The 13,810-nt window shown below is 62.9% G+C and carries 10 protein-coding genes and 1 tRNA gene; 5 read left to right on the forward strand and 6 right to left on the reverse strand.

Features of this window, described 5'->3' with window-relative positions; all coding sequences use genetic code 11:
* The first annotated feature begins 90 nt into the window (after window positions 1-90).
* Window positions 91-1,308, forward strand: a complete 1,218-nt coding sequence (locus tag DSM104635_RS01630) for a TetR/AcrR family transcriptional regulator (RefSeq protein ID WP_158764519.1) — start codon at window positions 91-93, stop codon at window positions 1,306-1,308.
* Between the two features lie 12 nt (window positions 1,309-1,320).
* Here DSM104635_RS01630 and DSM104635_RS01635 read toward each other — a convergent pair whose 3' ends face one another.
* Entirely contained in the window at window positions 1,321-3,534 is a 2,214-nt protein-coding gene (locus DSM104635_RS01635; RefSeq protein WP_158764520.1) for a M3 family metallopeptidase, read from the reverse strand.
* Window positions 3,535-3,756: 222 nt separating this feature from the next.
* Here DSM104635_RS01635 and DSM104635_RS01640 point away from each other — a divergent pair, with 222 nt between their 5' ends.
* The 3 genes from DSM104635_RS01640 to DSM104635_RS01650 all read left to right on the forward strand — a co-directional run bounded on the left by DSM104635_RS01640 (window position 3,757) and on the right by DSM104635_RS01650 (window position 5,901).
* A complete protein-coding gene (locus tag DSM104635_RS01640; RefSeq protein WP_158764521.1) occupies window positions 3,757-4,440 on the forward strand; it encodes a hypothetical protein in 684 nt (227 codons plus the stop codon).
* Between the two features lie 159 nt (window positions 4,441-4,599).
* A complete protein-coding gene (locus DSM104635_RS01645) occupies window positions 4,600-5,718 on the forward strand; it encodes a hypothetical protein (protein WP_158764522.1) in 1,119 nt (372 codons plus the stop codon).
* 93 nt (window positions 5,719-5,811) lie between these two features.
* Window positions 5,812-5,901 (forward strand) — tRNA-Ser (locus tag DSM104635_RS01650).
* A gap of 228 nt (window positions 5,902-6,129) precedes the next feature.
* Here the strand turns inward: DSM104635_RS01650 and DSM104635_RS01655 are convergent.
* From DSM104635_RS01655 to DSM104635_RS01670, 4 genes are read right to left on the reverse strand one after another with little or no spacing between them, the layout of a single operon-like run.
* Window positions 6,130-7,734 carry a recombinase family protein gene (locus DSM104635_RS01655; protein ID WP_158764523.1) on the reverse strand — a complete coding sequence of 535 codons (1,605 nt, stop codon included), beginning with the start codon at window positions 7,732-7,734 and terminating at the stop codon, window positions 6,130-6,132.
* Window positions 7,731-8,135, reverse strand: coding sequence for a DUF2924 domain-containing protein (locus tag DSM104635_RS01660; RefSeq protein WP_158764524.1), 405 nt, complete (start codon window positions 8,133-8,135; stop codon window positions 7,731-7,733). The genes DSM104635_RS01655 and DSM104635_RS01660 overlap by 4 nt, the downstream gene beginning before the upstream one ends.
* 27 nt (window positions 8,136-8,162) lie before the next feature.
* Window positions 8,163-8,411: a hypothetical protein gene (locus DSM104635_RS01665; RefSeq protein ID WP_158764525.1), complete on the reverse strand. Its 249-nt coding sequence runs from the start codon at window positions 8,409-8,411 to the stop codon at window positions 8,163-8,165.
* On the reverse strand, window positions 8,408-8,608 hold the full coding sequence (locus tag DSM104635_RS01670; RefSeq protein WP_228445797.1) for a DUF3489 domain-containing protein: 201 nt from the start codon (window positions 8,606-8,608) through the stop codon (window positions 8,408-8,410). Before DSM104635_RS01670 ends, DSM104635_RS01665 begins: the two co-directional genes overlap by 4 nt.
* Window positions 8,609-9,045: 437 nt before the next feature.
* Here DSM104635_RS01670 and DSM104635_RS01675 point away from each other — a divergent pair, with 437 nt between their 5' ends.
* Window positions 9,046-11,331, forward strand: a complete 2,286-nt coding sequence (locus tag DSM104635_RS01675) for a PIN domain-containing protein (protein WP_158764527.1) — start codon at window positions 9,046-9,048, stop codon at window positions 11,329-11,331.
* Window positions 11,332-11,396: 65 nt separating this feature from the next.
* Here the strand turns inward: DSM104635_RS01675 and DSM104635_RS01680 are convergent, their stop codons facing one another.
* On the reverse strand, window positions 11,397-13,334 hold the full coding sequence (locus DSM104635_RS01680; RefSeq protein WP_158764528.1) for a hypothetical protein: 1,938 nt from the start codon (window positions 13,332-13,334) through the stop codon (window positions 11,397-11,399).
* Window positions 13,335-13,810: the final 476 nt, after the last annotated feature.

Raw genomic sequence — 13,810 nt, forward strand, 5'->3', positions numbered from 1 at the left:
GCGTCGATCACTCGATTGGTTGACGCGGCGGCTCGCTTTGTCTGATGCCCATTGCGGTTGAAGCCGCACGTGAGGAGAAGCTGCGGCGAGATGGCGAACGAGGCATCCGGCACGAACCGATTTGGCAAGAAGCGGGACGCGATCCTGGCCGCCGCGCGGGACATCATGTACCGGCGCGGCCTTACGGCTACGACGTTTGCGGAGGTCGCGGCGCAGGTCGATCTCAATCCGACCAGCATCGCCTATTACTTCAAAAAAAAGGAAGACCTCGCCGTCGCTTGCCTGCTCGCTGGCGTCGAGCGTCTCGAAGCGATGCTGCGCGAGGCTGAGCAGGGCAAAGACGAGGCGGGCAAACTGCGGCGGCTGTTCGAAGCCTTCTTCGCGCACCATCGTGCCGTGAGGTTCGGCGAAGAGAGTCCGATACCCTCGTTTGGCGAGATCAGAGCGCTCGATGAACCGCATCGCGGCATCGTTCGGGACGCGTTCGTGGGTCTCTCAAAACGCGTGCGCGGCTTGTTCGACGGGCCGAGATTTGCCCACTATGACCACAAGGCGAAAACCGCGCTTGCCCATGTGTTGCTTGAGCAGATCTTCTGGGCGATCGGGTGGCTGCATCGTTACGACGTCGATGACTATCCACGCGTGCTCGATCGCGTGTGCGACATCTATGTTGGCGGGCTTGCCGCGCCCGGAGCGCGCTGGCGCGGCGGCGTGCTTGAGCTTCCGCCGCCGGGCGGCAGCGACCGCTCGCGAGAGGATTTCCTCGTGGCGGCTACGCGCCTGATCAATCGGGTCGGTTATCGCAGCGCGTCTGTCGAGCGCATCTCGGCCGAACTCAACGTCACCAAGGGCTCGTTCTATCATCATAATGAGGCCAAGGAGGATTTCGCGGAGGCGTGCTTCCGGCGCAGCATCGACGTCGAGCGGCGTGCGCAGCAGCGCGCGCTGGAGGCCGAAGGCATGCATCGGGAGAAGCTCGAGCTTGCGGTGTCGACGCTGATCGACTTCCAGCTGTCGGACAGCGGCCCTCTCGCGCGAGAAGGGCTGCTCGCGGCGCTGCCTCAAGCCATGCAAGCGCGCTTGAACGAACGCCGCGAGCGCGTCGTCAATCGCTTCGCCAGCATGACCGCGGACGGCTACGCGGATGGGTCGATGCGCGCCGTCGACCCGCTCATCGCAGCGCAGATGCTCAAGGTCACCATCAACGCTGCCGCGGAGGGCCCGTCTTGGGTGCGCACGTTGACGCGCGCCGACGCGCCGGCCCTTTACGCAAGGCCGTTGCTGATGGGCGTCTTCGCGGCCGCTTAGGCGTCCGGCGAGCTACTCTTCTCCGCCCCCGCTGCTCCCGCCGTCGGTCGGGAAGCCGCGGACGCGGAGGAGGGCGTTGACGTCCGGATCGCGGCCGCGGAAGCGGCGGTAGGCTTCGAGGCGGTCGCTGTTGTTGGCTTCGCCCAGGATGATGTTGCGCATGCCGGCGGCGGCAGTTGGATCGAACACATTGCCGCTGGCTTCGAACATTTCCCAGGTGTCGGCGTCCATCACTTCGGACCAAAGGTACGAGTAATAGCCAGCGGAGTAGCTGTCGCTTGAGAACAGGTGTCCGAACTGCGGCAGGCGGTGACGCATCGCGATTTCGCGCGGCATGCCAATGGCGGCGAGCGTCTCGCGTTCGAACGCATCGACATCGGTGATCGGCTCGGCGCGGTTGTGCAGCGCCATGTCGACGAGTGCGGAGGAGAGATACTCGACCGTGGCATAGCCTTGGTTGAAGGTCGACGCGCTGTGGACGCGATCGACCAGCGCCTGCGGCATCGGCTGCCCGGTTTGATAGTGCAGCGCGAACTGATCGAGAATCGGACGCGTCAGCACCCAGTGCTCGTGCACTTGGCTTGGGAATTCGACGTAGTCGCGCGGCGTGCCGCCGAGGCCTGGATAGACCTGGTGTGCGAGCAGGCCATGAATGGCGTGGCCGAACTCATGGAACGCAGTTTGGGCGTCGTCGAGCGAAATCAGGATTGGTTCGCCTTCGGCGCCACGAACGAAATTGTTATTGTTCGAGGTGATCGGCGTCACCGCCGCGCCGGTGAAGTTTTCCCAGCCCTGATAGCCTTGCGCCCAGGCGCCTGAGCGCTTGCCGGCGCGGGCGAAGTAATCGCCGTAGAAGAGACCGACATACGAGCCGTCGCGATCGGTGACTTCCCACACGCGCACGTTGGGTTCGAACACCGGCACCGTGCCGGTGATTTCGTTGAACGACAGCCCGTAGAGCTGGTTGGCCATGTAGAACGCGCCGTTGATCATGTTGTTAAGCTCGAAGTACGGGCGCAGTTCATTCTGATCGAGATTGTACCGGTCGCGGCGGACTTGCTCGGCGTAATAATTGTAATCCCACGGCTCGATTGTGATGTTGGCGCGCTGGCGGTTGGCGATCGCCTGCATGTCGGCGACTTCTTCGTGGACGCGCGCGACGGCAGCGGGCCACACGCGCATCATCAGGTCCTGCGCGTTCTGCGGATCGCGGGCCATGGTGTCGGCCATACGGAGGTGCGCGTGGGTTGGGAAGCCGAGGATCTGCGCGCGCTCGGCGCGGAGGCGCAGGACGTCGGCGATCACGGCGTTGGTGTCGTTGGCGTCGCCGTTGTCGCCGCGGTTCTTGAATGTGGTCCAGACTTGTTGGCGCAGGCGCCGGTTCGACGAGAAGGTGAGGAACGGATCGACGCTGGAGCGCGTGTTGACGACGGCCCACTGACCAGCGTGACCACGTTCGGCGGCGGCGGCGGCGAGGGCTTCGCGGATGTTCGGCGGCAGGCCGGCGAGATCGGATTCGCGGTTGATGAAGATCGCCGTGTTTTCATCGGCGAGGAGACGGCGGCCGAAGTCGGCGAAACTGGTGGAGAGCTCTTCGTTGATGGCGCCGAGGCGCGCTTGCTGTTCGGGCGTCGCTGCGGCGCCGGCGCGTACGAACTGATCGCGGGTGCGTTCGAGCAGGCGCAGTTGTTCGGCGTTCAGACCAAGAGTGGCGCGCTGGGTGTAGAGCGTGTCGATGCGGGCGAAGAGCGCGCGGTTGAAGGTGATCGCGTTGTAGGCGGCCGTGAGGCGCGGCGACCATTCGGCTTCGACCTCCTGCACGACGGGCGTCGAGACGTTGTCGGTCATGATCGAGAAGATCGTGGTCGCGCGGTCGAGATGACGGCCCGCGTTCTGCATCGGGATCATGGTGTTGTCGAAGGTCTGCGCGGCCGGATTGGCGGCGATGGCCTGAATCTCGGCCTCTTGCAGAGCGATGCCGAGCTCAAACGCAGGCGCGATCAAAGCAGGATCGGCGTGGTCCCACGGCGGCACGCCGCCGTGCGGGCCAGTCCAGGGCTTCAGCAACACGTTCTCGTTGGCTTGAGCGGTGAGCCGCGCGACATCGGCTTGCGCGGTGGCGTAAGCGGCGTTGGTCGCGCTGGCGCCGATATCCGTGGTGGCGCAGGCCGAGAGCGCGAGCGGCGACGCGGCGGCCAAAAGCGCGGCGATAACGTGCGGTTTCATGTGAAGGACCCCCAAGTGACGCGCGCGCCAAGCGGAGGGCCGACGCGCGGATAGTCGATTGGGGTCGATTGTGGCCGCTGGCGGCGGGGCGGGGCAAGGGCGCGCGGCGCCCTGCGGCGAGCGGACGCCGCCGATTTGCGACGAACGGGCGCCGGTCGATGGGGTATCGGGCGGGCCGCACGGCTGCTAGATGGGCGTCAGGGACGATTCCGGGAGGACATCATGCGCATTTCAGCACTCGCGCTCATTTCAGCGTGCGTTTTGGCGGCCTGTAATCCGAGCGCGCCTTCTGGCGGCGGGCTGTTCCCGAATTTGACCGACGCGTCCTACCGCGCCGAGGCCACCATTCACGGCGATGACGGGCAGAACCTGCCGGTCGTCATGATCCGTTCTGGCAACAAGGTGCGGATGGAGATGAACGCCGGTCAGGGCGCCATAGTCGTCGTCAACAACGCCGATACGCAAGAGAACTTCGTTCTGATGACGCGCGATGGCCAGACCTACGCCATGCAAGCCGACCCGGCGCAGTACGACAATCCGATAGACAGCTGGAACGCCGAATACGCGTCCACCGCGACGCGCACAGGCGATTGCTCGGTGGCGGGCGAAAACGGCGCGGCGTGGACGCGCGATGTCGATGGCGAGCCGCACACGGCGTGCGTCACCCAGGACGGCATTATCCTGCGCTCCACCGAAGGCGAGCGTGTCGTTTGGGAGACAACGAGCGTGCAGCGCGGGCCGCAGGACGCGGCGTTGTTCACGATCCCGGAAGGCGTTCAGACCATGGATCTCGGCGCGATGATGGGCCAGGCTGGCGCGGCGGGGGCCAACTTCAATGCGCAGATGTGCGAGGCGCTGCGCAACGCCAACGCGCCACCGGAAAGAATCGCCCAGGCCGGGTGCTGATCGGGGCGCCAGTACGGCGGCCAGGCGGCGCTTAACGGGACTATTTCGCATGCCCGGGGAAGCGGGCGCCGCGTACTGTTACGCGGCGCCGTAGCCCGTTGTGCGCTGCCGAACGGCGGGCTAGAGGACAAGGCTAGGCGTAGGGACGACGGACGCTAAATGGTTAATTTTGCTGAGGCTGCGGCAACGTTTGCGCCCGAAATGGCGTCGAACGTCATGCGTCTGCTTCCGCGCGAATTCCAGGAAGCGTTCGTGCAATCGCCCAACGTCTTCATGTTCTTCATGTCGATGGGCTTGGCAGCGGTTCTGGTCAGCGTCTTTTGGATGCTGACGGGGATGGGCAAGGCCAGCCGCATGGCGCGCATCGCACTCCGCGCGCAAGCGCTGAAGCGCAGCAAGGATCACCGCGCGTTGGTGCTGATCGGCGAGATCGAAGGCGGCGACCATTTGCTTCGTCAGGAGATGAAGGAAGCGGTCGAAGACAATTTTGGTTTGTTCTCGTTCGAGCAAAACGTTCAGGTCGATCTCTTCCCGATCAAACTCAAAGTGGTGCCGCCGCGCGCGCATCCGGAAACCCGCCGCCGCATCGCGGTTGAAGCCGCTGAAGCGCTCGAGCGTTCGGCCGCTGACGTCATCGTCTGGGGCAAGCGCAATTTCCTCGGCAAGCTTGAGCTGCGTCTCACCACGCTGCCGAGCTATGGCCGCGTGCACGAAGTGCAGGATTTCGAACTGGGCTGGCGCGTCGGTCGCCCGGACGAAATCGTGCAGCGCTCGCTAGCGTTCGCGCTGGCGCGTAAGGCGCGGCCGGTGCTGCACCGCCCGCAGGATTATAAGCCCGAGCGTCTGCAACCGATCGTGGAATCGCTTGACCGCATGGTCGATGCGCACCCGGCTGAAGTCGGCGACAATCTCCAGCTCGATATTCTGTCGGATTTCGCCTCGGGCGCATTGAGTCTCGGTGAGCGTGGCGGCCACATCAAATGGCTGACCAAGGCTCTCGACGCGCGCCAACTCTACCTGGACAAGGTCGATCGCACGACGGATCCGGGCGCCTGGGGCGCGGCGCAGCAAGAGATCGGCCGCGCGCTAACGGCGCTCGGCGAACGCGAAGGCGCGCGTGACAAGCTGGAAGAGGGCGCGGCGCGCCTGCGTCTGGCGATGGATGCGCTGCGCTCAACGGATTCGCTGCAGCAGGCGGAAGTCGCGCTGCGCGCGCTGCAACGCGCCGAGCAGACGCTGCAGCAACGCCGCCGTGTCGGCCTGCGCTGGCCAGGCTAGCTGCGCGCCCGAGACGGTGGCGGGCGGCTCACGGAGCCGCCCAGGCATACTCGGGTTGCGCCCGGGAGCGGCCCCCGTCATAAACCCCGCGCTGGACAGGTGGCCGAGTGGCTGAAGGCGCACGCTTGGAAAGCGTGTTTAGGTGAAAGCCTAACCAGGGTTCGAATCCCTGTCTGTCCGCCAGCCAGTCTCGCAGCGGCCCGGTACGTGGGTCTCCGTGGCCGCAAGCCGCTAATTCCTGGGGCCTTTTCTCCGTGCGCTCGGTCTCTGCACGGCGCTCTGCGCGTTGATAGCCGCCGAATCCGCGCCTTCGTCTCTGATGGCCAGTTGAGAGGTTGGGTTTCGCCGGTCTCTGTCTGAATTTTGCGCTCAACTGGTTGGCAGGAGCGCAGTCACGCCGCGCGACAGTCGTTAGTTTGCGCGCGCGGAGAAGAGTCGCTTCTGCGCGTCCCACGAAAGCGGCAGCTCGGCGTCGCAGAGTTGGTCGAGGGCAAGGCCCGGACGCTGGCGGCCATCGAGGATCTCGCGGAGCAGATCCGGCGCGAGATAGGCAAGGCGCAAATAGCGATGCAGGCCTGTCTGCGTGAGCCGTTCGGCTTGAGCGAGCGCCGTGCTGGTCGGATACTCGCCATTGAGCAACTGCATGCGCCACCGCCAGGCCTTGCCGATAGCGTTGATCAAAGTTGCATTGGGCTCGGCGCGATCGACGATGCGCCGGCCCGTTGGATCGAGGATGCGGACGGCGCCGCCACGTCGGCCCATACGAATGGCAACGTTGATGGATCGCGATGTCGCGTCGAATTGATCCGAGGCAGGGATGAGTTCTGACAGGTTGGACACGTCCGCTTCGTCGCGGAACTCGATGATGATGCACTCGCTTCCGACGACAACCCGCTGGATCAAGCCCCGCCCGATCTCCCAGCTGAACGCGCTCGACTTAATCAGCAGAGAGAGCCGATCACTGACCAAGTCCTCCAACGCCTTCGCCGGCACGCGCCCAAGTGAACCAGCCGCTGCCTGCTTCCCAGTCAAAATTGCCTTCGACACATAATAGCGATGCGCCTTGCCGGATTGGCCTCGTGCATGCGTTGGGCTCATCGGATTGGCTGCCTCATCGAAGACAAGCCCCGCAAGATGTGATCCGCCCGGTCTGATGACGCGGGTGCGTCGCTGGTGAATATTGGCGGCAAGGCGCGCTTGAACAGCATCAAACAATTCTGCATCGACGATCGCATCATGCTGGCCAGGGTGAGCCACGCCCTTGTGAACGATCTCGCCGAGATAATGCCGGTTGCGCAGCAGATGATAGAGCGCGCCGCGCGCGAGCACCCCGCCGCCAGCGCGCGTGTTCTTTCTCGTGGTCCAGGCCTTCGCGCGAACGCCCGTGTCAGCGAGATCTTTTCTGAGTTCATGCACTGATCCCAATTCGAGATAACGCCTGAAGATCAGACGGACGGTCTCGGCCTCTTCGGGATTGACCTCAAGCGTGCGCCCAACCGGATCGTAGCCAAGCAGGGGGTTGCCGCCCATCCACATGCCCTTGGCCTTGGACGCTGCGATCTTGTCTCGAATCCGTTCGCCGGTGACTTCCCGCTCGAACTGCGCAAACGACAGCAAGACGTTGAGCGTCAGCCTGCCCATGCTGGTTGTCGTGTTGAAGGCTTGTGTGACCGAGACGAAGCTCGCGCCCTGACCTTCGAAGCGCTCAACGATGCGAGCGAAGTCAGCCAGCGATCTCGTCAAGCGATCAACCTTGTAGACCACGACGATATCGATCCGGCCGCGATCAATATCGTCAAGCAAAGCTTTCAGGGCAGGGCGTTCCATCGATCCGCCCGAGAAGCCGCCATCGTCATAATGCGTCTTGACGAGCTGCCACCCTTCACCGGCCTGGCTCAGGATGTAGGCTTCGCAAGCTTGCCGTTGTGCATCGAGTGAGTTGAACGCTTGATCGAGGCCTTCTTCCGTGGATTTACGCGTGTAGATCGCGCAGCGGCGGCGCGGCTCCGGTTTCATTGCGCTCTACCCGCAGAGAGGCCAAAAAATCTCGGTCCCGACCAGCGCACACCGGTTATGTGGCGCGCGATGGCGCTGAGCGATTTGTAAGTCTCGCCTTCGAATAAATAGCCGTCCGCCAGCACGACCACGGAATACGCGACGCCATCCCATTCGCGCACCAGAGTCGATCCTGTGGCGGGCGATGAGCTGAGTGGTCGTTGTGCGCCTGCCGTGGCGTGGCGCTTGGCAAGGCGGTCCAGGCGCTGGCGAAGCTTGGCGTCAAGATCGCCGTCCCTCAGAGCGTTGAGGCGCCAGGCAAGTTCTCTCCGCAAGAACTCCGCCGAGCGAAGGGGCGGCAGCGGCTCACGCAACCGCCGCCCCCATTCCTGGCGAAGCGCATCAAGGCCCATCGTCTTCAATGTTTCGATGTCGGAGTTGCAACTCGCTCAGCCGGCATCGGCCGCCTCTTCACCTGCAAGTCCGACAACGCATTCGTGCTGATCCAGTCTCGCCAGCACCTCGGCAGCTCGGGACAACGCCGCGAGATCAGACGCAATTTCGCCGATATGGCGAGCGGCCGTGGTGTCGGCTTCGCGCTGCTCATTGACGGCGATGTCGTTGGCCTCTTCCGCCAGCACGACCATCGTCTCCCACACACGCTCAAGGGCGATGCGTGGCCCGCTCGCCGCGGTCATTGTGCGCCTCCGATTCGGTAGACGCGCTCGTCGCCTGATTTTGTCGATGCTATCGCCAATCCGTGTTGCTTCTTCAGCGCACCTGAGATCGCACCGCGCACCGAATGGGCTTGCCAGCCGGTCAGCTCCATGAGGTCGGAGATTGTTGCGCCCTTCGGTGCGCGCAACGCTGCAATAACGCGCTCAAGCTTCGACACGGGGGCCTTGTTCGAAGTTTTAGAACGCGGGGCGCGGACCGCTTTCTTTGTGAGCTTCGCCGCTGTGCGGGCGCGCTTGCTTTTAGCTGCCATAAAATGAACTCCTTCGTTAGCCGGTCTGTGCCGGCACGAGCGCAAGCCCCGGAAAATGTCGGGGCGTCAGGCATCGAAGGAGGAGAGGGCGTTGGCTTTCCGAGCGTGGAGTCCTCTTGTTGCAGCGCGACATGGGCCGTAGTTCGAGCACCATGCACGCTCCAATACGAACTGAAGTCCAGTCGAATGTCGCGGGCGAAGAAGCCTAGGTCCGTTCCGGGGCAGAAAGAGACCTTCAGGCTCACATAGAAACCGACCAAAGCGGACCCTTGCGGCGACCGAAGGGGGCAACCGTCAGATTCAGGCGGCGCTCGCCAACATGGAAGCGCGGTCAGGTAAACGCGGTGCTTCAGCGCTGGCCAGACTCGATCATCGTTCACAGCGCGGTTGTCACCGGCCTCACCGACGACGATCCGCGGCGCGCCGCCTCGTCGGCGGCGATCGACCGCCTGGTCGCCGACGCCGCGCATCCTGGAGACCGTTTCCACGCGGCGGAGGCGCTTTACGCAGTACGCGAGTTCAGCCGTGCGGCTGATCTGTACGGAACGCTTCACACCACCGATCAGGACAGCTTGCCCTTAAGGCGCAGGCTAAAGTCGCTCTACTTCGCCGACCGACGCCGCGATGCACGCGCGCTGTTCGACAGCCTGGCCGACGGCGTAAAGACACAGCGCGACATCAGCGCGATTGGAGTCGCCATTTACGAGCGATCAGGCCTGCTTATGGAAGCCCGCCAGCTGCTTGAGCGCGAATTCAGCGTCGAAGAGACGCTGGAGCGACGTTTGAACTGGATCGGCGTATGTGAGCGGCTTGGCGATGTGGACGCGGTACGTGCATGGCTCGAGGGTGTCGTTGATCCACAGGGCGCACCGGGAGATTTGATGAGCCTCGCAATGGCGATGGATCGTCACCTGGCAGATCCCCGCGCGCTGCAGATTGGGTATCGCGCTTTGCGACTCGGATACGGAGATCCGCAGGTCCATCTTGGCTATACGATCGGACTATTCCTGATGGGGAAGGCCGCGCGCCATGGATTGCCGGCGCCGCAGGCAGTGGCGCCGGACACGGCCGTGCATCTCAAGGAGAAGGACGGTGAGCGCATTCTCGTGCGCGTGATCGAAACGGAAGCGGCCCCGAGCATTGAGCGTGGCGAAATTTCTCCAGACCACGAAATCGCGGCAAGACTGACTGGCCTCAGGATTGGTGACGAAGTTGAAATCGAGAATCTGGGCCTGGGCGTCACGACGTTTGTCGTGACCGACATTCAGAGCAACTTACTGCACGCGCATTTTAGGTCACTGCATGACTTCAAGACACTTTTCCCCGAGAACAAGGCGCTCGGGGAATTCCAGATTGACGAGAGCAAAGGCGACGAGAAGTTCAAACCGATTTTCGACTCCGCGAAGCGCAGGGCGGAGAATGCGCGTGGAATCGAGGATGCCTATAAGACCGGAAACGTCCCCATTGGATTTGCCGCCACCGTAGCCGGCGTCGAGCCAGTGGACCTCTGGGAGGTCTTCACCGGCAGTCCTCGCATTCAGTTGCAGGTCGCCGCGGGTGCCCAGCCCGAGTTTGAGGCTGCGCATGAGCATCTGAGAACACGTCGCGTCGCGGTGCTCGATCCCGTAACGCTCTACGGCATCGTTCAACTCGGCCTCACTGACCTGGTTCGCGCATCATTTGATGAGCTCATGGCGGTTCAGGGCACGATTGATCTGCTTCGCCACAGTGTCCTCGAACGCCGCGCGAAAATCGGAACGCGACAATCGTCCCTAGGGTGGGACGGCGAGCACTATCACATGATCGAACTCACCGACGACGCGATCGCCGCTCAGGTGGCGCGCGCTGAGGCTGCGCTCGTATTTGCCGAAGGACTGGTTCTCGCTCCGGCTGAAGCGGATACGCCGGCAAACGCGGACACGCACGACCTGTTCGATGGCATGCATCGTGCGTTTCTCGACACCGCTCTCGCCGCGCAGGTAGAGGGGCGGGTGCTTCTCAGTGACGATCGGGCGCTACGCGCCATGGCGGCAGCCACGCTCGGCACGCCATGCGCATGGACGCAGGTCGCACTCCAGCACGGGGTGCAGGCCGGAAGCATCCCGCCGGCTGCGTACCACGAGGCTGCCGTGAAGCTCGCGGATGCCAACTACACCTTCACGATGTTTGGTGACGCCGAAGTCATTCACGTGCTCGGTCGGTCGAACTGGCAGCAGAGCGCGGGGCTGGACAAGCTGATCGAACTGCTGGGTCGGAAAACCAACGATGCGGAATCAATCCGTTCGTTCCTGGCGGCCCTTATCATTTCCGCCTGGAGAGAGGCGCCGGACCGGCAGGCATTCCGCAGATTGTTTGAGGCGATCGCAATCGGCATGCGGGATGCGCAGCCGGAGAGCGATGTGCAAGAGCTATTTCAAGCTGCGTTCGACCGCGCCGTCAGCAGCCTGGACTCAAGAGCGATCGCGCCCGGATTCAGGCGGGCGCTTATGTCGTCGTCATCGATGAGCTCCGTGGAAGGCATTCTCAACCGACTGACAATTCCGGCTGAACGAATCTCGTCCAGGATCGCCGACGAGTTGTCCGCAGCGCTCGACGCTTCCGCGGCCAAGGCAGAAGAGAAGGACGGCTGACGCACACATCCGCCGCCCGATCAAAGTGTTGCGCGCCATTGCGGACGCAATGCAGCGCCCTTCAGTCAAGTGCCTGATGCGGTCTCGCTCTCCCGCCGTGCGCGATGAACGAAGCGCCGGAGGTCGTAGGGAAGGATCGCCTTTCCCTCTATCAACTCGATAGCTTCCTGGATCGTGACGATCCTGGGTTCGCCGATGTCGTCGAAGAATTCGTCGCCGAGGTCCCATGCAAATTCGTGGTGGGGGCAAACGACCCGCCAGTCGAACTTCTTGGCCCAACCAAAGTCGAAATTGGCGCCCTTGGGGCGGGCGCGCAGCGCTTCGGCAAGAGAGGCGGCCTGGCACAGCTTAGGCGCGATCCGGTCCTTTCGGTCGGCGAAGACCTGAGGTTTGGATATTTCGAGGTCGACCGGTTCTTCGACGGCGACACACTCGAAAACGACCAGGCGATCGCCATCACGCATGATCGCGTCGGCTTCCCGCCAGGCGCCGTCGAGCCACTCAAGCCTGCCATGCCTGACAAGATCGAGCCCCGCTTCACGAAACGCTTCGCGCGACGCTTCCTCGAACGAGGACCCCTTTGCGTTGCCATCCGCTTTGACGCCAAAGAAAAGGCTTGTCAGCAGCGGAATGACTGCGACGAGATCCAGCATGTAGCCCCGATCAGGCATCGGCACGAGGAGCGGGCGCTTGCCGCCCGACCAGAGGCCAATGTTCTTTGCCGAGATCTTTGAGAGCGCCAGAAACTCGACGATTGCGCGCAGCGTGGGGCGAACGGGAACGGTCTTAAACCCGAAGAACGGCGCTGCATCTTCAATCAGCTCGCATAACCCGTCGAGATCGAGCGCCACCAGCCAATAGCCGCGGAAGCGTAGATTGGTCTGGTGAGTGAGGATGTGCGCGATGCGCTTCTGTCTGGTGGGCTGGAGAATGGCCTCGCCCGTATAGCCCGCGAGCAGCGTCAACATGCTCAATGTGAAGCAAAGCTCTTCCAGCGCGAAGCCATGGCGTTTTTCAAATGCCCCGCTCATGAAGGCGTGCGATTGCTGGAACGCCTCTAGCGAGCCGTCGAACAAGACGAAATTGGTTGGCGTGACGGACTCGGCCATGCGCTTGCGGACGACATCCCAGGTTGGGAACGGATCGGGCGCTGAATCGACTTTGTATTGGGCGGCCACGTAGCGCCCTGCGAGGCCTTCGACACGCTTATCGTTGGTCCAGGTGCCAAGGCGGGTCGGCAATCCCGCGCCGCCACGCTTGATGCGCTCGTCATAGATCGCAAACAGAACCGGGTGAACGACCTCGTCGTGACAGTCGATCCAGTCGTTCCGTGTCTCCCAGGAAACCGGCGAACCCTTGCCGGCTGAACGCATGGCCGCCGCCGTCCGCCAATATTCGTAAGCCCAGCCTTCAATCTCAAATATCGACAGGAAGTCGTCGAGACTGAATTCAGTCATGACGATCTCCTGAGGAACGAGCTGGGCGTAGAGCGCTTCAACCGCCCTTTCCGATCTCAGCAGATCGAGGTTCGCGGTCTTGAAGAACCCGCCCAACAATGTGTCCAGGCTAAGGTTTCCGAGCGGACCTAAGTCCTTGCCGTTGAGGTCGCCGTGCTTCGAAAAGGCAAGTTCAGCGTGACGGCGCACAAGGCGAACGGTGGTGGCGTCGCGCTTGCTGTCATGGACCTCTGAGAGCGTCGGCCGGATCCTGCGATAGAGATGAAACCAATAGGCGGGCGATCGGCGTCTGATGAGTGCGGCGAGCTTGTTCTCAACCGCGTTGAGATAGTCCCAAAGTATCTCCCACGCTTCAGGCCCGGGCAGCACGCCAGCGCCGGCGAAGCGGGGCGCAAGCAGGTCCGCGCGCAGCTTGACCGCCGGTTCGGTCAAACGCCGGCCGATCTCGTCGCGATGCCTCGCGATCAACCAATGGAAGACGCCCGTGTAGTAAAAGACCACACGAGGGCCCTCTGGCAGCTCTGTGTCGGACAACGGACGTTTCATCGCTCTTCGTCTACCTTCGCGAGTTCGCGTTTCTCTCCGCGCCTGCTTTTTCGGCCCTGGTCGTCGGGTTGGATCATGTCAACGTCCGTTATCCGGTTCAATCGCGCCGATGACCGTTGTTGGGATACTTCGGACACTTCGGGTGTAGTGCGAGCGCATCGTGATCTGCACATCAGCTTTGATCTTATGTCAGATGAGACAGGATGAGTGAGGCGCTTCGGCATCGTCGCGCGCGATGAGACCGGAGTGGCTGTGGTGTTGGTGGCGGCGTGGTCCACTTGCTCGGCATAGAAGTGACGTATTTTGAGCTTGAGTTGCAGCGTGACCAGAAATTTTTCTTTGCCAGCGAAGCGCCGTCCACCATGGGGTGAAGGGGATCAGTCCGCTTAACGTCAGCGAGTGTCGCCCAGGCGGGCGCAGAACATGCATTCGCTTGACATCCGGCTGCCCTCAAGCGGAGGCTCACTCGGCTCATT

Origin of the sequence: Terricaulis silvestris (assembly GCF_009792355.1) — a bacterium.
GTDB lineage: Bacteria > Pseudomonadota > Alphaproteobacteria > Caulobacterales > Aquidulcibacteraceae > Vitreimonas > Vitreimonas silvestris.